The following is a 20,101-nucleotide window of genomic DNA, read 5'->3' as shown; positions in this document are numbered from 1 at the left end:
TTTGCAGCCCCACAGAATGAAAGCGGCGCGCCCATGTCCTCGCTCAGGCCGATGGCAGGGACGGTTCGCCGGGCAGGTAGCGGGTCAGGCGGGCGAACAGTTCCGGCTCGCGCATGCGCGCCATCCACCAGCGCAGGGCGGCACCGTCCTCGCCCACGCGCCAGGCCAGATAAAAGGTCTCGGCCGGCTTCGGCTCTTCCACCGTTTTTTCCACCAGCAGGCCGCGCGCGATGGCGGCGCGCGCGCATGGTCCCGGCAGGAAGCCGAAGCCCAGGCCCAGCACCTGATAATCGAATTTTACCTGCATGCCGGGCACGGTCAAGGCATCTTGCCCCAGCAGCAGGCCCACCGTGCGCGGCGCCAGCTGGCGCGCCGAATCGGCCACCACCACGGCGCGGTGATGCTGCAGGTCGCCGCGCGTCAGCGGCCGATCGATCGCCGCCAGCGGGTGCGTGGGGGCGACGGCAAACACGAAGTCCAGCATGCCCAGCGGCTGGGCGATATAGCCGCCGCCGGGTGGGCCGTCGCCGGGCGCACCGACCAGCAGGTCGACGCGGCGTTCCAGCAGCGCTTCCCAGGTACCGGACAAGGTTTCCTGCACCAGCCGCAAGCGCGTCTGCTGCGCCACCTTATAAAAGGCGGTGATGTCGCCGGCCAGCGCCAGCGCGGAAAACACCGAATCGAGGCCGATCGCCAGTTCCGTTTCCCAGCCCGAGGCCACCCGCCGCACGCGGTGTTCCAGGTCCTGCGCGGCCTTCAGCAGATAGCGCCCCTCCTTCAGCAATTCCTGGCCGGCCGCCGTCAGCATCACTTTCGGGCCGTTGCGCTGGAACACCTGCACGCCCAGGTCGTCTTCGAGTTTCGCCACCGTATACGAGATGGTCGACGGCACTTTGTGCAGTTCCTTGCCGGCCGACGAGAACGAGCCGCGGCGGTCGATGGCGTCGACAATTTGCAGGGCTTCCAGGCTGAGTCTTAGCATTCGATTTTTTCGATCATAGAGCGGTAATTTTTCCGTTTTTCTTTCTCGTATGACGGGCCTATACTCTCTTCATCGCATCACGAAAGACGAAGTCAGCCCGGCAACAAGGGCAACGATCCTTCGAAATTATCGCACATTAACCTACGAAGAAATGGAGTCCTACCATGTTACAAATCCGTCATAGCGAAGAACGCGGCGCAGCAAACCACGGCTGGCTCAATTCCCACCACAGCTTTTCTTTCGGCAGCTACCACGACCCGAAACACATGGGTTTCGGTCCATTGCTGGTGATCAATGAAGACAGGGTCACGCCGGGCCAGGGTTTCGGCACCCACGGCCACCGCGACATGGAGATCATCTCGTATGTGCTGGACGGCGCACTGGAACATAAAGACAGCATGGGCACCGGTTCGGTCCTGCACTACGGCGATGTACAGCGCATGAGCGCCGGCAGCGGGGTGCGTCACAGCGAGTTCAACCACTCGCAAACGGATGGCCTGCATTTCCTGCAGATCTGGATCCAGCCGAACGTGACGGGCATCGCCCCCAGCTACGAAGAGAAACACTTCGCGCCGGAAACCAAACAGGGCAAGCTGCGCCTGGTGGCATCTTCCGACGGGCGCCAGGGCTCGGTACTGATCCACCAGAACGCCTCGATCTACGCCAGCATCATGAAAGAAGGCGATGCGCTGGAACATGCCCTGGACGAAGGCCGCACCGCGTATGTGCACCTGATCCGCGGCAGCCTGGTGGTCAACGGCACGCCCTTGAAAGCCGGCGATGCGCTGAAACTGACGCAGGAAGCCAAAGTAACGCTGGCAAATGCCGAAGATGCCGAAGTTTTGCTGTTCGACCTGCCCTACTAAGAGCCTATCCCAGTAGATGAATACGCCCCCTGCTGGCGCCCCTCAGAAGCGGAGACTGCGTTGCTCGTCGTTGCATGGCTCGCCATGCGGCCTCCTCGCGCCTTGTCCGCGCTCCTGATGAGCTGCAAGCAGAAGACGCTCACTACTGGGATAGGCTCTAAGCGATGCCATTGAACCGGCTGTAGCGCGCCAACTGGCCCGCTACAGCCAGCCACCTCAACAATAACAAGAACCTGGATCTCATCATGAAAAACACTACCGCCCTGCTGTACCCTGCTGGCCGCGCCGCGCTTGGCGTGCTCTTCTTTGTTTCCGGCCTGCTGAAAATCGGCGGCTATGCCGGTGTCGCCGGCTACATGAGCAGCATGGGCCTGCCGTTCGCCACTATCCTGCTCGCTGGCGTGATCGCACTGGAAGTGGGCGGCGGCCTGCTGTTGATTACCGGCTGGCAGTCGCGCTGGGCAGCCCTGGCGCTGGCCTTGTTCCTCATTCCGACCACACTCGTCTTCCACGCATTCTGGGCCGCCGACGCCGCCCACTACCAGGATCAATTGACCAATTTCCTGAAAAACCTGTCCATCTTTGGCGGCATGCTGTTACTGGTGGAACGCGGCTTTGCCAAGGTGAAATAAGTACGGCCTGGGCTGCTTCACCTGTCATCAGACTGTCATCCAGCTGACACAAGCCTGTCACATGAAATGACTATCATCCGGTTGCCATTTACATCACACAACCACAGGACACCGCAGCCCATGAACAAGCCCAACGATCTGGCCATCAGCGCCGCCGATCTGAACGACATTGACAGCAACGCGTCCCACGACAACCATTTCAACAGCATCCTGAATGCGCGCCTGAGCCGCCGCAACTGGCTGCGCGGCAGCGCCGTTACGGCGGCCACCGCCGTCATGGGCTCCATGGGTCTGTCCGCCTGTGGTGGCGATAGCGACCCGGTCGCCGTCACGCCGACGCCGCCAGCGGAAAAACTGCTGGCCTTTACCGCCGTGCCGAAAAGCCTGGCCGACGTGGTCTCGGTACCGGCCGGCTATACCGCCACCGCGCTGTACGCGCTGGGCGACTCGCTGCGCAGCACCACCCCTGCCTACAAGAACGACGGCAGCGATACCGATTTCGACAACCGCGCCGGCGACCACCATGACGGCATGGAATACTATGGCCTGTCCGCCGCCGGCGCGCCGCTGGCGTCCGGCGCCGAACGGGGCGTCCTGGCGATGAACCACGAAGCGACCACCGACGAAAAACTGTCGTCGCACTTCCTGCACGTCAATGGCGGCACCACCTCGCTGCCGCGCCCTGCGGCCGAAGTCGACAAGGAAGTGGCCGTGCACGGCCTGAGCGTGGTCGAAGTGAAAAAAACCGGCAGCACCTGGGCCACCGTCAACGATTCCGCCTTCAACCGCCGCGTCACGCCGCTGACCGAGATCGACATCTCCGGCCCGGTGCGCGGCAATGCGCTGCTGGTGACGAAATTCTCGCCGACCGGCACCAGGACGCGCGGCACCATCAACAACTGCGGCACCGGCAAGTCGCCATGGGGCAGCTACCTGACCGGCGAAGAAAACTGGGCCGGCTACTTCACCCGCTCGGCCACCGACAATGCCGCGCGCGGCAATGACAAATCGGTCGCTTCGCTGAACCGCTACGGCCGCAGCCAGGGCGGTGCCTCGCGTCACGGCTGGGAAACCGGCGGCAGCGATGACAAGTACGCGCGCTGGAACCTGAGCAAGATCGGCGCCTCGAGCAACGGCAGCGACGACTACCGCAACGAACTGAACGGCATGGGCTATATCGTCGAGATGGACCCGTACGACAAGACCAAAGTGATCCGCAAGCGCACCGCGCTGGGCCGCTACGCGCACGAAAGCGCCGCGTTCAGCGTGCCGACCGTGGGCCAGCAGCTGGCCGTCTACATGGGCGACGATTCGCGCAATGAATACATCTACAAATTCGTCACCACCGCCGTCTGGGCCGCCGCCGACGCGACGCCGGCGGACCGCATCGCCACCGGCGACAAATACCTCGATTCGGGCAAGCTGTACGTGGCCAAGCTGGCCGCCGACGGCAGCGGCCAGTGGATCGAGCTGGCCATGTCGAACGCGCTGATCCAGGCCTACAGCGCCTATAAATTTGCCGACCTGGCCGATGTGCTGGTCAACGCCCGCCTGGCGGCCGACGCCGTCGGCGCGACCAAAATGGATCGCCCGGAATGGTGCTCGGTCAACCCGGCCAACGGCGAGATCTACTACACGCTGACCAACAATTCGAACCGCACCGTCAATCCGAGCGGCTCGTCGCAGCTGGCACCGGACAGCGCCAACCCGCGCGCCTACACCGACATGAAGGGCACCACGGCGCAAAACGGCAACCCGAACGGCCATATCATCCGCTTCAAGGAAGGCACCGGCGCGGCCGCGGCCACCGCCTTTACCTGGGACGTCTACCTGTTCGGCGCCGAAAGCGGCGCCGACGCCAGCAAGATCAACCTGTCCAGCCTGACGGCCGACCAGGATTTCTCGAGCCCGGACGGCCTGGCCTTCAGCCCGTACACCGGCATCTGCTGGATCCAGACCGACGATGGCGCTTACACCGATGTCACCAACTGCATGATGCTGGCGGCCATCCCCGGCAAGGTCGGCGACGGCGCGAAGAGCACGCTGAACTATGCCACGGTGGCCGGCGGCACCCTGGCGGTCGACACCTTTATCGGCAAGAAGCCCACCGCCGACACGCTCAAGCGCTTCCTGGTGGGGCCGGTCGGTTCGGAAATCACCGGCATCAGCGAAACGCCCGATGGCAAGACCATGTTCATCAATATCCAGCATCCGGGCGAGACGACGTCGGTGGCCAATATCGGCGACCCGACCAAGTACACCAGCCAGTGGCCGTCGAACGCCGGCTACGGCGCCGGCAAGCGTCCGCGTTCGGCCACCATCGTGATCACCAAGAACGATGGCGGACGCATCGGCAGCTGATGCCTTGCAAAACAGTGAAGTGTCCTTAAGTACAGGCCTATCACCAGGCATTGCATCAACCAAATAGCAGCAGCGGAAACCGTTTTCCTGCTTTTTGGTATGATGGCAAGGCGCGCCGGCACCGGAGTGGTGCCGCGCGCCTTTTATTTTTGACACTTACTTATATGAGCACAACCATGCAAAGCGGCGCGGACCTCCTGGCGACAGGCGAATTGGATTACACGACTTCCTGTGCACTGCCGACGCCGTGGGCCCAGTTCACGCTGCACGCCTTTGTCGAACACGCGACCGGCAAGGAGCACCTGGCCATGGTGCTGGGCAATGTCGGCGACGGCGCCCCGGTCTTGGCGCGCGTGCATTCCGAATGCCTGACCGGCGACGTGCTGTTTTCGCAGCGCTGCGACTGCGGCGCGCAACTGGAAGGCGCGCTGAAACGCATCGCCGAGGAAGGCCGCGGCATTTTGCTGTATTTGCGCCAGGAAGGACGCGGCATCGGCCTGATCAACAAGATCCGCGCCTACCGCCTGCAGGAAGCGGGCGCCGACACGGTGCAGGCCAATGAACAGCTGGGCTTCAAGGCCGATGCGCGCAATTACACCTTGTGCAAGCCGATGTTCGCGCAGTTCGGTATCCACAGCCTGCGCCTGATGACCAATAATCCGCGCAAGATCGCGGCGATGGAAGCGCTGGGCGTGACGGTGGCCGAACGGGTGCCGCTGCTGGTCAACCGCAACGCCTTCAACCAGCACTACCTGAACACCAAGGAAAGCAAGCTTGGCCACATGATGAGACCGGCCGAAGCGCCGGCGCTGGAAGACGGCGCCCTGTAAGCTTTGCCACGCGGGCCGGGCGCGTGGCGCCCGGTGCGCCACCTGCTTTCTTCACGCCCCAAGGATGCATGAAATTATTTAACACTGCCTTGTTGCTGGCCGGCTTGTCTGCCGCCGCCGGCACGCACGCCGCTCCCGCGCCGGCCCCTGCCGCTACTGCGTCCGCCACCGCGGCGCCAGCCTCCCCCGCCAAACCGCCGCCCGCCACGGCAGCGCCCGCCGCCACCGAACATGCCGCCCTGCCACCGCCGTCCTCGGCCGCGCAAAAGCTGTACACGGCCGCGCGCGCCGACATATTGCAGGTGCGGGTGCTGCTGAAAAATGGCCGCACGCAGTCGTCGGTCGGCTCGGGCTTCTTGATCGGCACGGGCGACCTGGTGGTCACCAACTACCACGTGGTGTCGCAATTCGCGCTCGACCCGGACACCTATGTCGGCGAATGGGTGGACACGGCCGGCCAGCGCGGCAACGTGGAATTGCTGGCGGTCGATGTGCTGCACGACCTGGCCGTGATTCGTGTCAACCGCCACGGCACGGGCTTTTTCCGGATGCCGGCGCAGCTGGCCACCCTGACGCAAGGCCAGTACCTGTATTCGATGGGCAATCCGCTGGACCTGGGCTTTGCCATTTCCGAAGGCGCCTACAACGGCGTCGTCACGCGCAGCTTTTACGACCAGCTGATGTTTACGGGCCCCATCAATTCCGGCATGAGCGGCGGGCCCAGCGTGACGGCCAGCGGCGACGTGGCCGGCATCAATGTATCGAAACGCCTGGACGGCGAACTGGTCAGCTTCCTGGTGCCGGCCCGCTACGCCCAGCAGTTGCTGGAGCAGGCGGCGCGCCTGGTCAAGCCGCCGAAGGACTTCAAGCCGGTGGTCACCGCGCAATTGCTGGCGCACCAGGACGCCATGCTGGCGCGCCTGCTGGCAACGCCGTTGAGCCTGAAAGCCATGGGGCCGTATCGCGTGCCGGTGCGCGAATCGGAACAGATGCGCTGCTGGGGCCGTTCGAACGTCAAGGCCGACAAGCCCTATACCATCGACAATACGAGTTGCGCGATGGAATCGGCGATCTTCATTTCCGGCGCGCTGCAAACGGGGCAGGTGTCGATGCGCCACGAGTTCCTGCGCAGCAGCGAGCTGGGCGCGCTGCGCTTTGCCGAACTGGCCAGCACCTCGTTCAAGAACGAAAGCTTCGGCAACTACAAGAGCGCCCACCTGACGGGCCCGCACTGCACCGAGCAGTTCGTCAGGAACGCCAGCCTGCCGCTGCGCGCCCTGGTGTGCGTGCGCGCCTACCGCAAATTTCCCGGCCTGTATGATTTTGCCCTGCTGGCCGCCAGCACCGATGAGCCACTGATGAACCTGCAAAGCCGCATCGACGCGCGCGGCGTGTCGTATGCCAACGGCCTGCGCGTGACGCGCACCTTCCTCGAAGCGCTGACGCGCACGCCGTCAGCCAAACTGGCGGGCAAGCCATGAGAGCGCCCTACTACATCGAGATCCTGGCCGCCAATGGCGAGGTGCAGCAGCGCCAGCGCGTGGCATCCCTGCCGATCCGCATCGGCCGCGGCTACGACAACGACTTCATCCTCGACGACGCGCATACGGCGCCCGAGCACGCCATCGTCGAAGACGACGGCGAGGGCGGCCTGCTGCTGCGCGACCTGGGCAGCCATAACGGCGTGATCCACCGGGGCCAGCGCCAGGCGACCCTGGCCCTGCACGGCGACACCGTGGTGCGCCTGGGCCACACGCGGCTGCGCGTGCGCGGCGCCGACCAGCCGGTGGCGCCCGAGCGCGGCGACACCACCATGCATGGCTGGGAGGGATTGCGCCCGGCCGTGGCGGGCCTGGCCATGATCGCCGCCTCGGCCGCTTTCAGCAACTGGCTCGGCGACGCGGAAAAGTTCGAGCCGATTTCCTATCTGATGATCGTCGCCTATGCGATGGCCGGCGGCCTGGTGTGGGCCTCGATCTGGGCGGTGGCCAACCGCCTGTTCGGCCAGACGGCCCGTTTCGGGCGCCATGTGTTCATCATCGGCTGCGGCCTGGTGGCGATGGAAGTGTGGGAACTGGCCAGCAGCATGGCCGCCTATGCGCTGTCGCTCGAATCGCTGACCCGCTATGGACGCCATCTGTTCATCGTCATCGTCTGCGCCATGATTTTCTTCCACCTGTGGACCATCAAGCCCCAGCACCCGCGCCGCTTCGCGCTGGTGGGCGCGGTGCTGGCCATTCTCGGCTCGACCATGATTTTGCTGAGCAATCTGCAACTCAATGGCCGCCTGTCCGACGAACTGTATATGTCGGTGCTGTATCCGCCGGTGCTGCGCCTCAGTCCCGACCATACGACCGACGCCCTGTTCAAGGATGCGCAGGCGCTGCAAAAAGGCGTCGATGCCGAACGCGGCAAGGGCGGCAGCGGCGATGAGGACAGCGAGGACGACAGCGGCGAATAAACGCTGCGCACCAATAAAAAGCCCGCTGGCGCGGTAACGCGCCAGCGGGCTTTTTTAATGCAGTCCAGCCTGCTTATGCCTGGAACTTGACGGCCTGCGCGCTGCGGCGGCCTGTAAAAGCCAGCAAGCCCAGGCCGATCAGCATCATGGCGTAGGTCGATGGTTCCGGCACCGGCGAGACCGAGGCCAGGCCGTCGGTGGAACTGAAGCTGGCGAAGCTGCTGTTGCCAGCCTTGAACTGCACTTGCTGGCCGCCATCGCAACAGCCTTCCAGGCCATAGATGCTCAAGGTATGATTGCCAGCCGACAGCACTGTCGAACCGCTGAGGAACTGACTGGCGTTGTTGTAATTGCCGGCCCACCACATGTCGCTGCTCTTGTAGTCGAGCGCCACGCCATCAAGGAACAGGGCGCCGCCCTTGCCGAAGTCCACGCCGCTGCGGAAACTCCAGGCACCGGCCTGACTGGCGCTGACGCCGAAGTCGATGACCGAACGCGAAGCGATGTTGGCATTGCTGCCAAACAGGCTGCTATTGCTGACATTGTCGTAGCTCGACACGCTGGTACTGCCATAACCAGCGCCCGGCGTGACGACGGCGGCATTCACCACGTTCTTGTAGGCATCAGCGCTGGTCTGTGCACTGGCGGTGGAGTAGCCGGTTGAAATCGTGATGGTGCTGGCGTTCGCGTGGGCAAACACACCAAGGACGATCAGGGACAAGGCAAATTTAGGCAAGTTTTTCATGATGTATCCAGTAATAAAGGCATGGGAGCGCTTCAGCTGAATTCACGCTGCATTGAGGCGTGTCGGCGGTGCGCTGCAAACTGCAGGGATGAGCGGCCGGTGGCATGAACCCCGCGCGGGTGGCGGACTTGCGGCAGCGCGATTGCGCCACAAGCGTCCTGGAAAAGGGTCGGGTTTCCGGAACAGGATCAAAACGATTGACGGGTCAGGCAAGACAATGACGCTATTTTAGCTGAAAATTCTCAAATGCAAAGAATTTTTCTTTTTGCAATCAAAGATACTATTCTTGCAATCAATGAAATTCGGTGCGGCGAGGAAAAATGCGGCTTGCGGCTTGCCCAGACGCGGTTGCCGATGCGGCCAGGGTGTCGCGCCGACGCCACAAACGGTGCGGCGGCTGTCGCATGGCGCCGCATTCTTTTCACGCATGCCGGCCCCACGCGGCGAAGCAGCATGGCAAAATGCACACATACATTACTGTCTGTCCGTTGAGGGAGAAAGAGGAAATGGTCGACCTGGAAGAACTACGCTATCTGGCATTGTCATTTCCCGATACCACCGAGGAAGAGCACCACGACCGGCCCGCGTTTCGCGTCGGCGGGAAGATCTTCGCCACCCTGCCCGACGATGAGCACATCAATGTGCTGCTCGATGCGGAAGCGGCGCATATCGCCACCGTCATCTCGCCGGCCGGCTGCGAAAAACTGCTGTGGGGAGAACGGCTGGCCGGCATCACGGTGCGCCTGGCGGACGCCGAACTGGACATGCTGGCGGCGGCCCTGACGGCTGCCTGGCGGCGCAAGGCGCCGAGCGACCTGGCGAAAACCATCTCGACCAGTCCCTGACATCAAGCCAGCGTCAGATGCGTCCGCGCCGGAATTCGCCGAGAAATTTTGTCACTTCGGCCGGCGTCATCAACACATCGGCGTCGCCATGCCAGGCGTACAGATACGGCGTGCCGCCGAGGCGGTCGGTCAGTTTGGCGAACAGTAGAAAACGGCTGCCCAGCGGGTAGCGCCGCAGGTCAAGCAGGCGGCGCGAGCATTGCACGGCCAGCTCGGGCGAGAACGCCTGCCCCGGCACCGGGCGGATTTCCAGCTTGCCTTGAATCTCGCGCGATTCGACGGCGACCTGCCGGTAGGCATAGGTATCACGGGCCATGGATCACTCTTCCTGGACAAAGGCGCCATCTTAAAGCAGACGGCGCCTTGCTCGCCGGTTTATTGCGCGACGATGCGCAGCAGCTTGCCGTTGCTCTCGTCCGTCAGCGCATACAGGTAACCGTCCGGTCCCTGCTTCACGTCACGCACGCGCTCGCCGATGGCCAGGCGGTCCTGGCCCGTCACCTGGCCAGCAGCATCGAGCGCCACGCGGCGGATATCCTTGGCCGCCAGGCCGCCGCTGAAGACGCTGCCGCGCCAGGCGGGAATCTTGTCGCCCGAATACACGGCCAGGCCCGATGGCGCCGGCGACGGCACCCAGGCCACGCTCGGGCCGATCATGCCGGCCACTTCATGCTTGCCCACCGGTTCATGGGTTTTATAGTCGGCGCCATAGCCCTGCAGCGGCCAGCCGTAGTTGCCGCCGGCCACCACCAGGTTCAGCTCGTCGCCACCATACGGGCCGTGTTCGGTAGCCCAGATGCGGCCCGAGACCGGATCGCGCGCCAGGCCCTGGATATTGCGGTGGCCCATCGACCAGATTTCCGGCAAGGCGCCCTTGGCCGCCAGCGGATTGCCGGGCGCCGGCTTGCCTTCGTCGGTCAGGCGCAGGATAGCCCCCAGGTGGGTGGCCGGGTTTTGCGCCTGCTCGCGCGCCAGCCGGTCACCTATGCGCAGCGGCGGATTGCCGCCATCGGCCACGCTCATCAGCAAAGTGCCGTCCGGCAGCCACAGCAGGCGCGAGCCAAAATGCTGGCCACCACTCTTGTCGGTGGAGACCTTGAACAAGGTCTTGATCCCCGTCACCTTCTTGCCATCGAACACACCCTGCACCAGGGTCGTGCGATTCGCCTCGTTGGTGCCGGTCGCCACCGTCATGTAGACGCGCGGATTCGGTTTCGCCGCATCTTGCGGGTGCAGCACGATATCGAGCAGGCCGCCCTGCCCGCCCGTGAATACCTTGGGCATGCCTTCCAGCGCCACCTCGTCGAATTTCTGGCCGTTCAGGATATGCAAGCTCCCCTCCTTGCTGGTGACCAGCGCGCGGCCGTCGCCGAGCCAGGCGATGCCCCAGGGCTGGCGCACGCCCTCGGCCACCGTCACGGCACGCCAAGCCTGTTTCGCGGCCGGCGGCTCGCCGCTGGCGGCCAGTTCGGCGTGGGCGGGCAAGCTCAAGGCCAGCATGGCGGCGGCAATCGCCGTGGCGCGTAGGGAACGTAAATGAGGCATGGTTTTCTCCTGGATCGTGACATGAATGGCAAGCGTACAGCCTAGTCGTGCCAGCATAAACCAACATTAAAAAAATTTAATGTTCCGCAAAGGCTGGCGTAAGCGGCACGCAGGCATAGTGCAGTGCAACAAACCTCCTTGTTCTTGTCCGACTTCTGGAATTGCGCCATGCCCTCCTTGTCCCGTCTACGCCCTCTCGCTCCCCTTTGCCTGTTGACCCTGGCTGCCTGCAGCCCCGCGCCCAAACCGGCCGCCAGCACCACGCCGGAGGTGTCCGTGCTGACGGTGCGCCATGGCGCCGTGCCGCTCAGCGTCGAATTGCCTGGCCGTACGGCACCGTTCCTGATCGCCGAAGTGCGCGCCCGCGTCGATGGCGTGGTCCTGAAACGCAGCTTTACCGAAGGCGCCGACGTGCGCGCCGGCCAGGCGCTGTACCAGATCGACGCCGCGCCCTACCGCGCCGCGCTGGCCAGCGCCGAGGCGCAGCTGCAGCGTGCGCAGGCCAATCTGGTCAGCAACAACGCGCAGCTGGAACGCTACCAGGTGCTGATCAAGGGCAATGCCGTCAGCAAGCAGGCCTACGACAACGCGCTGGCCGCGCAACTGCAGGCGGCCGCCGACGTGGCCGCCGCAAAAGCCGCCGTCACCAGCGCCGGCATCAACCTGGCCTATACCAATGTGACGGCGCCGATCGCCGGGCGCTCGAGCGTGTCGCAAGTGACGCAAGGCGCCTATGTGCAGGGCGGCGCCGCCACCTTGCTGACCACGGTGCAGCAGATCGACCCCATGTATGTCGACTTGCAGCAGTCCAGCGCCGAAGGCCTGGCGCTACGCCGCCAGTTGACGGATGGCAGCCTGAAGAGCGGCGGCAAGGAGCAGGCCAGCGTGACATTGAAACTGGAAGACGGCAGCAGCTATGGCGAGCAGGGCACGCTGGAGTTTTCCGGCGTGACGGTGAACCAGGCCACCGGCTCGGTCACCCTGCGCGCGCGTTTCCCGAATCCGCAACACTTGCTGCTGCCGGGCATGTTCGTGCGCGCCGAAGTGAAACAGGGCGTGCGCGAAGGCGCCATGCTGGTGCCGGCACCGGCCATCACGCGCAACCCGCAAGGCGAGGCGACGGTGATGCTGGTGGACGCCACCGGCAAGGCGCAGCAGCGCACGGTGGTCGCCACGACCCTCTTGCGCGGCCAGTGGCTGGTGGAGAGCGGCCTGAAGGACGGCGAGCGCGTGATCGTCAGCGGCATCCAGAAGCTCAAGCCCGGCAGCGCCGTCAAGGTGCTGGCAGCGTCCCCGGCCCCCGCCGTGGCACAGAACTGAGGACCGCCGCATGTCCCATTTCTTTATCCGCCGCCCGATTTTCGCCATCGTCCTGTCGCTGATCATCATGCTGGCCGGCGGCATCGCCGTCTTCAAGCTGCCGGTCGAACAATTCCCGCCCGTCTCGCCACCGGTGGTGCAGATCGCCGCCACCTTCCCCGGCGCCTCGGCCGAAACCCTGCAAAATACCGTGATCCAGGTCATCGAACAGCAGATGAGCGCGATCGACAACCTGCTGTACATGTCGTCGACCAGCGACGACACGGGCCAGTCGACGACGACATTGACGTTTGCGCCGGGCACCGACCCGGACATTGCCCAGGTGCAGGTGCAAAACAAATTGCAGTCCGCCACCTCGCGCCTGCCGGCCGAAGTGCAGCAGTCGGGCCTGCGCGTGACGAAATCGACCAGCGACTTCCTGATGGTGGCCGGCTTCGTGTCGGACGACAACAGCATGAGCAAGTTCGATATCTCGAACTATGTGGCGTCGAATATCCAGGACCCGCTGAGCCGCATTCCCGGCGTGGGCAGCATGAATCTGTTCGGCACGCAGTATGCGATGCGCGTCTGGCTCGACCCGGTCAAACTGACCAGCTATGCGCTCACGCCGCTGGACGTGAACCAGGCGATCCAGACCCAGAACGTGCAGATTTCCGGCGGCCAGCTGGGTGGTTCACCCTCGGTGCCGGGCCAGATGCTGAGCGCCACGATTACCCAGGCCACCCTGCTGCGCACGCCCGAGCAGTTCGGCCGCATCCTGCTGAAAGTCTTGCCAGACGGCGCAAGGGTGCGCCTGGCCGACGTGGCGCGCATCGCGCTGGGCCCTGAAAACTACAACGTCGACGTGCGCTACAACGGCAAGAGCGCGTCGGGCCTGGGCATTCAACTGGCGCCGGGCGCCAATGCGCTGGCCACGGCCGAAGCCGTGCGCGCGCGCCTGATCGAACTGGCGCCCTACTTTCCGCGCGGCCTGCGCGTGGTGTATCCGAATGACGTCACGCCGTTTATCGAAGTATCGATCCATGAGGTGGTGAAAACCCTGATCGAAGGCATCATCCTGGTCTTCCTCGTGATGTATCTGTTCCTGCAGAATGTGCGCGCCACCCTGATCCCGTCGATCACGGTGCCGGTGGTGCTGTTGGGTACCTTCGGCGTGATGTCGGCGATGGGCTTTACCATCAATACCCTGTCGATGTTCGGCCTGGTGCTGGCGATTGGCCTCTTGGTCGATGATGCCATCGTGGTGGTGGAAAACGTCGAACGCGTGATGCATGAAGACGGCCTGGAGCCGTTCGAGGCGACGCAAAAAGCCATGGGCCAGATCAGCAGCGCGCTGATCGGCGTGGCGCTGGTGCTGTGCGCCGTGTTCGTGCCGGTGGCGTTTTCCAGCGGCACGGTGGGCGCCATCTACCGCGAGTTTTCCCTGACGGTGGTGGCCTCGATGCTGCTGTCGGTGTTCGTGGCGCTGACGCTGACGCCGGCGCTGTGCGCGATGGTCCTGAAGCGTCCCGATCCGGGCCATGCCGATAAAAAAGGTTTCTTTGGCTGGTTCAACCGCGCGTTCGACGCGCGCCGCGACGGTTACCTGGGCAGCGTGGCCGGCATCGTGCGCAACAAGGGCCGCTGGCTGCTGGTGTACGCGGCGCTGATCGGCGTGGTGCTGTGGCTGTTCATGCGCCTGCCGGGCGGCTTCCTGCCGAACGAGGACCAGGGCTATATGTTCGTGCAGGTGCAAACGCCCGCCGGCAGCACGCTGGAGCGCACCGGTGCCGTGCTCGATGAGATCAGCAGCTACTTGCTGAAGGACGAGGCGGCGATGGTCGACGCCACCATGATGATCAACGGCGCCAATTCGAACGGCCGCGGGCAGAACCTGGGCCGCCTGTTCGTGCGCCTGAAGCCATGGGGCGAGCGCAAGGATGCCAATCTGGCCGTGTCGGCGCTCGGCGCGCGCATTGCGGCCCGCTATGGCTCTTACCAGGGCGCGCTGATCACGCCGATCGAACCGCCGCCTATCCGTGGCCTCGGTTCCGCCTCGGGCTTCTCGTTCCAGCTGCAGGACCGGGGCAACCTGGGACACGCGGCGCTGGCCAAGGCGCGCGACCAGTTGCTGGACCTGGCGCGCCAGGACCCGGACCTGATGCAGGTGCGCTTTACGGGACAGGCCGACAACCCGACCTATAAAATCAATATCGACCATGAAAAGGCGGCCGCGCTGGGCGTCTCGCTGAGCGAAGTGGACCAGACCTTTTCCACCGCCTGGGGTTCGAAATACATCAACAACTTCTTCGACACCGACAACCGCATCAAGCGCGTCTACGTGCAGGCCGACGCGCCGTTCCGCATGAACCCGGACGATATCAAGCTGCTGCACGTGCGCAACAAGCAGGGCGACATGGTGCCGTTCTCGGCGTTTGCCAGCGCCGAATGGGCCTGGGGTTCGCCCGCCATGCAGCGCTACAACGGCGTGGAAGCGGCCGAGATTCTCGGCAAACCGGCCGCCGGCAAGAGCACGGGCCAGGCCATGGCCGCCATGGAGCGGCTGGCGCAGCAATTGCCACAAGGCATAGGCTACGAATGGAGCGGCATTTCCTTGCAAGAGTCAAAAGCCGGTGCGCAGGCGCCGCTGCTGTATGCGCTGTCGATCCTGGTGGTATTTTTGAGCCTGGCCGCGCTGTATGAAAGCTGGTCGGTGCCGGTCTCGGTGATCCTGGTGGTGCCGATCGGCATCTTGGGCGCGCTGGGAGCGGCCAGCCTGTTCGGCATGTCGAATGACGTGTACTTCCAGGTGGGGCTCTTGACCACCATCGGCCTGTCGGCCAAGAACGCGATCCTGATCGTGGAATTTGCGCGCGAGTTGCAGCAGCATGGCGCGACACCGCTGGCCGCCGCCATGGAAGCGGCCAAGCTGCGGCTGCGTCCCATCATCATGACCTCGATGGCGTTCGTGCTGGGCGTGCTGCCACTGGCGCTAGCGTCCGGCGCCGGCGCGGCCAGCCAGAAGGCACTGGGCATCGGCGTGATCGGCGGCATGCTGAGCGCCACGTTCCTGGCCACTTACATGATCCCCCTGTTTTACGTGCTGGTGGCGGGCAAGCCCAAACAGGCTGCCGTCACGCCGGCCGCCGCGGTAGAAGGAGCGCACTGATGACTTATCTGAAAACCGTTTTCGCTGCCGCCAGCGCCCTGGCCCTGGCCGGCTGCGCGCTGCAGGAACCGTATCAGCGCCCCGATGCGGCGCCAGCCGCCTACCCCACCGGCCCGGCCTACGCGGCCGAAAAAACGGACACCGCCCGCTCGGCGTTCGACACCGGCTGGGCTGAATTTTTGGGCGACGCCAGCCTGCGCCGCCTGGTGCGCATCGCGCTCGACAACAACCGCGACTTGCGCGTGGCCATGCTGCGGGTCGAGCAGGCGCGTACCCAGTTGCAGCTGCAGCAAGCGGCCAAGGTGCCGCAAGTCGATCTGTCCGTCGCTGGCAGCAACAGCAAGAACAATGCGGCCAGCACCGATGACGCGAATCGCAACCGTGGCGTCAGCTACAACCGCAGCGCCGGGCTGTCGGCTTCGTGGGAGCTCGATTTCTTTGGCCGCCTGAATGCGCTCGACGACGTGGCGCGTGAACAATACCTGGCGACCAGCCACGCGCGCCAGGCGGCGCAGATCGTGCTCGTCGCCCAGGTCAGCGAGCAATATCTGTCGATGCTGGCGTTCGGTGAACAGCTGGTGGTCAGCAACGATACCGAGGCCGCAGCGCGCGAATCATACCGTATCGCCAAATTGCGCTATGACACGGGCACCGGATCGGAGCTCGACGCCACCCTGGCGCAAGGCGTGGTGCAGCAGGCGCAGGCCAACCAGGCGGCCTTGATACGCCAGCAGGCGCAGGCAAAAAATGCGCTGGTGCTGCTGCTGGGCCAGCAGTTGCCGGCCGACCTGGCCGCACCGGTACCGCTGCGCGGCCTGGCCTTGATGGCCGACATCCCGGCCGGCCTGCCGTCGGACCTGCTGCTGCGCCGCCCTGACGTGCAGCAGGCCGAAGCGTTGTTGCGTGCGGAAAACGCGCGCATTGGCGTCGCACGCGCTGCATTCTTTCCGCGTATCGCCTTGACGGCCACCGCCGGTACCGCCAGCTCCAGCCTGGGCAATCTGTTCAACGCCGGCTCGGGCGCCTGGTCGTTCGCGCCGCAATTGCTGCTGCCGCTGTTCGACGGCGGCGCCAACCAGGCCAATCTCGATGCGGCGCGCATCGCGAAAGATATTGGCGTCACGCAATACCAACAAAGCGTGCAGGTGGCGTTTCGCGAAGTGGCCGACGGCCTGGCCGCGCGCGGCACCTATGAAGCGGAACTGGCGGCGCGGCAGGCCTACAGCGACACCCAGCAGCGCCGCCTGGCCCTGGCCGAACTGCGCTACGACAACGGCGTCGACGATTACCTGAGCGTGCTGAACGCCAAGACCGACCTGTACAATGCGCAGATCGCCCTGGTCGCGGCGCGCCTGAATCGCTGGAACAGCCTGCTGGAACTGTACCGTGCGCTCGGTGGCGGCTGGCGCGAACACGGCGCGACCTGATCGAGACGAGGCTGGCAGTGAAATTATTATTAGTGGAAGACAACGAGCGCGTATCGCGCTTCGTCATCAAGGGACTGGGCGAGGCCGGACACACGGTGGACCATGCCGACAATGGCCGCGACGGCATGTACCACGCCGTCAGTGCCACCTATGACGCCATCATCATGGACCGCATGCTGCCGGGCGGCATCGATGGCCTGGCCATCGTGGAAACCCTGCGCAAGAGCGGCAACCGGGTGCCGATCCTGATCCTCAGCGCCCTCGATGGCGTCGACGAGCGCATCCGTGGCCTGAAAAGCGGCGGCGACGATTACCTGATCAAACCGTTTGCGTTTGGCGAGCTGCTGGCGAGATTGGATGCCCTGCTGCGCCGCTCGCAGGAAAAAAGCGTGGAGACCAGCCTGGCGCTGGGCGGCCTGTCGATCGACCTGCTGACGCACAAGGTGATGCGCGACGGCAAGCAACTGACCTTGCAGCCGCGCGAATTCAAGCTGCTGGAGTATCTGCTGCGCCATGCCAACCAGATCGTCACGCGCACCATGCTGCTGGAAAATGTGTGGGACTACCATTTCGATCCGCAGACCAATGTGATCGACGTGCATATCAGCAAGTTGCGCCAGAAGATCGACGCCGGCTTTCCCACCCAGCTGCTGCGCACGGTGCGCAGCGCCGGCTACATGCTGAGCGACCATGCCTAAGCGGTTTTCCCTGCTGCGCGTGCCCGCCTTTTCGGCGCGCACCATCGCCACCGGCTACGTGGCCGTCAGCCTGCTGGTGCTGGCCATGTTCGCCGGCCCGCTGTGGTACACCTGGAAAACCAATGTGGAAGAGGTGCGCACGGAATTGCTGCAAACCGATACCGAGCGCCTGTCGAAACTGTTCGCCAGCAATGGCCCGGGCGCGCTGTCGGTGGCGATCGAGGCGCAGACCAGCGGCACCTACCAGGGCGTGGGCCGGCTGATGCTGTTCATGGCGCCGAACGGCGTCAAGCTGGCCGGCAACCTCGACGCCTGGCCGACCGGCGCCCCCAGCCATACCAGCCCCTGCTCGGCGACCTTGCTGGTGGACGGCATCGAACGCCGGGTCGAGCTGACCCACACGGTGCTGCCGGGCGGCTACCGGCTGCTGCTGGCCAGCAACCTGAATCGCTTTGAAAAACTGGAAAAACTGTTCGTGCGCGGCCTGCTCGGCTGCGCTTGCGCCGTGCTGCTGGTGGCGGTGCTGGGCGCCCTGCTGATACGCCGCGTGCTGCTGCGCAAGGTCGACAGCATCAGCCAGACCACCGCCGCCATCATCGCCGGCAAGCTCACGCAGCGCCTGCCGACGCCGCACCAGGGCGACGAACTGGAAATGCTGACCCATACCGTAAACGGCATGCTGGACCAGATCGAGCACCTGGTGCACAGCGTGCAGGACGTGTCGAACGCCATCGCCCACGACCTGCGCACGCCGCTGTCGGAACTGCGCGCCCGGCTCGAGGAATTGTCCGTCACGCGCCCGCCGGAAGCCGACACCTATGCCGAGATCGACGCCGCCATCAACGACGTCGACCGCGTGATGGCGATTTTCAACGCCTTGCTGCGCCTGGCCGAGATCGACAGCGGCACGCGCCGTGGCGGCTTCGTGCCGGTCGACCTGGCCAAGCTGGCGGCGGAAGTGACGGAGTTTTACTTGCCGGTGGCGGAACTGAACGACGTCAGCCTGACTTTTTTGCCGCAGGGCAACCTGAATGCGGCCGGCGATCCGCTGCTGCTGGCGCAGGCGCTCGGCAACCTGGTCGAAAATGCGCTGAAATACGCGCCGGCACAAGGCGTGATCGCCATCCACGCGCGCCGCAGCTCGCCGCTATCGATCGAACTGGTGGTGGCCGACAACGGCCCCGGCGTGCCGGACCAGGAAAAAAAGAAAGTCGTCGAACGCTTCTACCGCGGCGACGCAAGCCGCGGCACGCCGGGCGTGGGCCTGGGCCTGAGCCTGGTGTCAGCGGTGGCACAATTGCATGGCGGCAGCCTGGTGCTGGGGGACAACCTGCCGGGACTAAGGGCGGTGCTGAGCATTGACGCGCATGCCATAGCGGTAGCAAAACAGGCTTAATGTCGACGCCGCGGCCGCGGCCGGTATCTGCTTCGACCTGAGTGGTTTTTGATAGCTAAAACGCTTGCACCCACTTGATTCATGTAGTAAATTTTCTACAGCAATCAATGCATGCGAGCTTTCGTCATGACTGTTACGACCAGTGTTCAGCACGGATCAAGGCCGACTGACGCATGTGCTGATGAGCTTTGAACACTATCAGGAGCTGACGCAGCAGCACCTTAAAGCAGCAACGCAACATTGCTGATGCACTGGCAATACCGGCTAAGTAGTCAGACGAAATTTATTGTGAATGCAGTTCCGAAACCTTTCATCAAGGATTCCACCTCGCTCAACAACTCACTTCCTTTCAGGCCGGCGAAACGGCGCCAGAAGTACTTGGCCTGTTTCCACAGGATCTCGATGCGATTCAGTTCCGGGCTGTAAGGGGGCAAGTAATACAGAAACAGCCCCTGTGCCATCCATTTTCGTCGGTATTTCTCAATCTGCGGCCCCTTGTGAAATGACGCATTGTCCAGTACGACAATGCGCGGCACGGTATGTTTTTGTGCCGCGAGCTCGTCGAAAAAAGCGATCATGTCGTCGCGTACTGTCGGCCGACGTTGCGTTCGCCAGTACAGCTTGCGGTCATGGCTGAGCGCACCCAGAACATTCACGCGCTCACCATGCGATAGCGGTTCCACGCCACGCGTCTGCCCAATCGGCGACCAACCGGACTGAATCGGCGGATTCGGGCTGAACCAGATTCGTCATAAAACAGCAGTTCACTGAGGTACCCTGACTTTTTCGGACACTCTAGTTTGGTAAACTTCACCAACTGGAGAACTTATGACACGCTCAACAAC

The 20,101-nt window shown here is 64.0% G+C and carries 18 protein-coding genes and 2 pseudogenes; 13 read left to right on the top strand and 7 right to left on the bottom strand.

Annotated features, from left to right (window positions below; genetic code table 11):
- Nucleotides 1-43: 43 nt before the first annotated feature.
- A complete protein-coding gene (locus ACP7B7_RS30095; protein ID WP_426079127.1) occupies nucleotides 44-982 on the bottom strand; it encodes a LysR substrate-binding domain-containing protein in 939 nt (312 codons plus the stop codon).
- A 164-nt stretch (nucleotides 983-1,146) separates the two neighbouring features.
- Here ACP7B7_RS30095 and ACP7B7_RS30090 point away from each other — a divergent pair, with 164 nt between their 5' ends.
- The 6 genes from ACP7B7_RS30090 (at nucleotide 1,147) to ACP7B7_RS30065 (ending at nucleotide 8,132) form a co-directional block, all read left to right on the top strand.
- Nucleotides 1,147-1,848, top strand: coding sequence for a pirin family protein (locus ACP7B7_RS30090; protein ID WP_426079126.1), 702 nt, complete (start codon nucleotides 1,147-1,149; stop codon nucleotides 1,846-1,848).
- Nucleotides 1,849-2,093: 245 nt separating this feature from the next.
- Nucleotides 2,094-2,480, top strand: a complete 387-nt coding sequence (locus tag ACP7B7_RS30085) for a DoxX family protein (protein ID WP_426079125.1) — start codon at nucleotides 2,094-2,096, stop codon at nucleotides 2,478-2,480.
- Nucleotides 2,481-2,600: 120 nt separating this feature from the next.
- On the top strand, nucleotides 2,601-4,841 hold the full coding sequence (locus ACP7B7_RS30080) for a PhoX family protein (RefSeq protein ID WP_426079124.1): 2,241 nt from the start codon (nucleotides 2,601-2,603) through the stop codon (nucleotides 4,839-4,841).
- A 176-nt stretch (nucleotides 4,842-5,017) separates the two neighbouring features.
- Nucleotides 5,018-5,671, top strand: coding sequence for a GTP cyclohydrolase II (gene ribA, locus ACP7B7_RS30075; RefSeq protein ID WP_426079123.1), 654 nt, complete (start codon nucleotides 5,018-5,020; stop codon nucleotides 5,669-5,671).
- A gap of 68 nt (nucleotides 5,672-5,739) precedes the next feature.
- A complete protein-coding gene (locus tag ACP7B7_RS30070; protein ID WP_426079122.1) occupies nucleotides 5,740-7,152 on the top strand; it encodes a S1 family peptidase in 1,413 nt (470 codons plus the stop codon).
- On the top strand, nucleotides 7,149-8,132 hold the full coding sequence (locus ACP7B7_RS30065) for an FHA domain-containing protein (protein ID WP_426079121.1): 984 nt from the start codon (nucleotides 7,149-7,151) through the stop codon (nucleotides 8,130-8,132). The genes ACP7B7_RS30070 and ACP7B7_RS30065 overlap by 4 nt, the downstream gene beginning before the upstream one ends.
- A gap of 73 nt (nucleotides 8,133-8,205) precedes the next feature.
- Here ACP7B7_RS30065 and ACP7B7_RS30060 read toward each other — a convergent pair whose 3' ends face one another.
- Both ACP7B7_RS30060 and ACP7B7_RS30055 read right to left on the bottom strand, forming a co-directional pair.
- Nucleotides 8,206-8,877 (bottom strand): CCXG family PEP-CTERM protein, encoded by a 672-nt coding sequence (locus ACP7B7_RS30060; RefSeq protein WP_426079120.1) that lies wholly within the window; start codon nucleotides 8,875-8,877, stop codon nucleotides 8,206-8,208.
- A 228-nt stretch (nucleotides 8,878-9,105) separates the two neighbouring features.
- The gene (locus tag ACP7B7_RS30055; protein ID WP_426079119.1) at nucleotides 9,106-9,306 is read right to left on the bottom strand and encodes a hypothetical protein; all 201 of its coding nucleotides are present in this window, start codon (nucleotides 9,304-9,306) and stop codon (nucleotides 9,106-9,108) included.
- A 32-nt stretch (nucleotides 9,307-9,338) separates the two neighbouring features.
- On the opposite strand from ACP7B7_RS30055, the gene ACP7B7_RS30050 reads away from it, so the two are divergent.
- Nucleotides 9,339-9,722, top strand: a complete 384-nt coding sequence (locus ACP7B7_RS30050; RefSeq protein WP_426079118.1) for an MmcQ/YjbR family DNA-binding protein — start codon at nucleotides 9,339-9,341, stop codon at nucleotides 9,720-9,722.
- Nucleotides 9,723-9,735: 13 nt separating this feature from the next.
- Here ACP7B7_RS30050 and ACP7B7_RS30045 read toward each other — a convergent pair whose 3' ends face one another.
- Nucleotides 9,736-10,038, bottom strand: a complete 303-nt coding sequence (locus ACP7B7_RS30045) for a hypothetical protein (RefSeq protein WP_308925431.1) — start codon at nucleotides 10,036-10,038, stop codon at nucleotides 9,736-9,738.
- 59 nt (nucleotides 10,039-10,097) lie between these two features.
- Nucleotides 10,098-11,267 carry a PQQ-dependent sugar dehydrogenase gene (locus tag ACP7B7_RS30040; protein ID WP_426079117.1) on the bottom strand — a complete coding sequence of 390 codons (1,170 nt, stop codon included), beginning with the start codon at nucleotides 11,265-11,267 and terminating at the stop codon, nucleotides 10,098-10,100.
- A gap of 168 nt (nucleotides 11,268-11,435) precedes the next feature.
- On the opposite strand from ACP7B7_RS30040, the gene ACP7B7_RS30035 reads away from it, so the two are divergent.
- The 5 genes and pseudogenes from ACP7B7_RS30035 to ACP7B7_RS30015 all read left to right on the top strand — a co-directional run.
- On the top strand, nucleotides 11,436-12,587 hold the full coding sequence (locus tag ACP7B7_RS30035; protein WP_308925429.1) for an efflux RND transporter periplasmic adaptor subunit: 1,152 nt from the start codon (nucleotides 11,436-11,438) through the stop codon (nucleotides 12,585-12,587).
- A gap of 10 nt (nucleotides 12,588-12,597) precedes the next feature.
- Nucleotides 12,598-15,735 carry an efflux RND transporter permease subunit gene (locus ACP7B7_RS30030; protein ID WP_426079116.1) on the top strand — a complete coding sequence of 1,046 codons (3,138 nt, stop codon included), beginning with the start codon at nucleotides 12,598-12,600 and terminating at the stop codon, nucleotides 15,733-15,735.
- Nucleotides 15,735-17,162 carry an efflux transporter outer membrane subunit gene (locus ACP7B7_RS30025; RefSeq protein WP_426079115.1) on the top strand — a complete coding sequence of 476 codons (1,428 nt, stop codon included), beginning with the start codon at nucleotides 15,735-15,737 and terminating at the stop codon, nucleotides 17,160-17,162. The genes ACP7B7_RS30030 and ACP7B7_RS30025 overlap by 1 nt, the downstream gene beginning before the upstream one ends.
- Nucleotides 17,163-17,179: 17 nt before the next feature.
- Nucleotides 17,180-17,860 (top strand): response regulator transcription factor, encoded by a 681-nt coding sequence (locus tag ACP7B7_RS30020; protein WP_308925426.1) that lies wholly within the window; start codon nucleotides 17,180-17,182, stop codon nucleotides 17,858-17,860.
- Nucleotides 17,853-18,755 (top strand): annotated as a pseudogene (locus ACP7B7_RS30015) (HAMP domain-containing protein); the annotation flags it as partial. The gene ACP7B7_RS30020 and the pseudogene ACP7B7_RS30015, both read left to right, overlap by 8 nt.
- Before the next feature lie 120 nt (nucleotides 18,756-18,875).
- Here ACP7B7_RS30015 and ACP7B7_RS30010 read toward each other — a convergent pair.
- Nucleotides 18,876-18,923 (bottom strand): annotated as a pseudogene (locus ACP7B7_RS30010) (hypothetical protein); the annotation flags it as partial.
- Between ACP7B7_RS30010 and ACP7B7_RS30005 the strand changes: the two are divergent.
- Nucleotides 18,909-19,256 carry a sensor histidine kinase gene (locus ACP7B7_RS30005; RefSeq protein WP_426079134.1) on the top strand — a complete coding sequence of 116 codons (348 nt, stop codon included), beginning with the start codon at nucleotides 18,909-18,911 and terminating at the stop codon, nucleotides 19,254-19,256. The pseudogene ACP7B7_RS30010 and the gene ACP7B7_RS30005 sit on opposite strands and share 15 nt — an antisense overlap.
- 272 nt (nucleotides 19,257-19,528) lie before the next feature.
- On the opposite strand, the gene ACP7B7_RS30000 is transcribed toward ACP7B7_RS30005, so the two are convergent.
- Nucleotides 19,529-20,002: an IS630 family transposase gene (locus ACP7B7_RS30000; protein WP_426079133.1), complete on the bottom strand. Its 474-nt coding sequence runs from the start codon at nucleotides 20,000-20,002 to the stop codon at nucleotides 19,529-19,531.
- Nucleotides 20,003-20,101 lie beyond the last annotated feature (99 nt).

The organism is Janthinobacterium sp. PSPC3-1 (assembly GCF_049896105.1).
In the GTDB taxonomy this organism is placed as follows: domain Bacteria; phylum Pseudomonadota; class Gammaproteobacteria; order Burkholderiales; family Burkholderiaceae_D; genus Janthinobacterium.
Note: the sequence above shows the minus strand (reverse complement) of the source record. Positions and strands in the feature narration are given on the sequence as shown.

Excerpts from the sequence above, each read along its gene's own strand:
- ACP7B7_RS30035 (WP_308925429.1), top strand. The coding sequence starts at position 11,436 with ATGCCCTCCTTGTCCCGTCTACGCCCTCTCGCTCCCCTTTGCCTGTTG.
- ACP7B7_RS30085 (WP_426079125.1), top strand. The coding sequence starts at position 2,094 with ATGAAAAACACTACCGCCCTGCTGTACCCTGCTGGCCGCGCCGCGCTT.
- ACP7B7_RS30040 (WP_426079117.1), bottom strand. The coding sequence starts at position 11,267 with ATGCCTCATTTACGTTCCCTACGCGCCACGGCGATTGCCGCCGCCATG.
- ACP7B7_RS30055 (WP_426079119.1), bottom strand. The coding sequence starts at position 9,306 with ATGCGTGAAAAGAATGCGGCGCCATGCGACAGCCGCCGCACCGTTTGT.
- ribA (WP_426079123.1), top strand. The coding sequence starts at position 5,018 with ATGCAAAGCGGCGCGGACCTCCTGGCGACAGGCGAATTGGATTACACG.
- ACP7B7_RS30030 (WP_426079116.1), top strand. The coding sequence starts at position 12,598 with ATGTCCCATTTCTTTATCCGCCGCCCGATTTTCGCCATCGTCCTGTCG.
- ACP7B7_RS30060 (WP_426079120.1), bottom strand. The coding sequence starts at position 8,877 with ATGAAAAACTTGCCTAAATTTGCCTTGTCCCTGATCGTCCTTGGTGTG.
- ACP7B7_RS30070 (WP_426079122.1), top strand. The coding sequence starts at position 5,740 with ATGAAATTATTTAACACTGCCTTGTTGCTGGCCGGCTTGTCTGCCGCC.
- ACP7B7_RS30095 (WP_426079127.1), bottom strand. The coding sequence starts at position 982 with ATGCTAAGACTCAGCCTGGAAGCCCTGCAAATTGTCGACGCCATCGAC.
- ACP7B7_RS30090 (WP_426079126.1), top strand. The coding sequence starts at position 1,147 with ATGTTACAAATCCGTCATAGCGAAGAACGCGGCGCAGCAAACCACGGC.
- ACP7B7_RS30080 (WP_426079124.1), top strand. The coding sequence starts at position 2,601 with ATGAACAAGCCCAACGATCTGGCCATCAGCGCCGCCGATCTGAACGAC.
- ACP7B7_RS30065 (WP_426079121.1), top strand. The coding sequence starts at position 7,149 with ATGAGAGCGCCCTACTACATCGAGATCCTGGCCGCCAATGGCGAGGTG.
- ACP7B7_RS30050 (WP_426079118.1), top strand. The coding sequence starts at position 9,339 with ATGCACACATACATTACTGTCTGTCCGTTGAGGGAGAAAGAGGAAATG.
- ACP7B7_RS30045 (WP_308925431.1), bottom strand. The coding sequence starts at position 10,038 with ATGGCCCGTGATACCTATGCCTACCGGCAGGTCGCCGTCGAATCGCGC.
- ACP7B7_RS30025 (WP_426079115.1), top strand. The coding sequence starts at position 15,735 with ATGACTTATCTGAAAACCGTTTTCGCTGCCGCCAGCGCCCTGGCCCTG.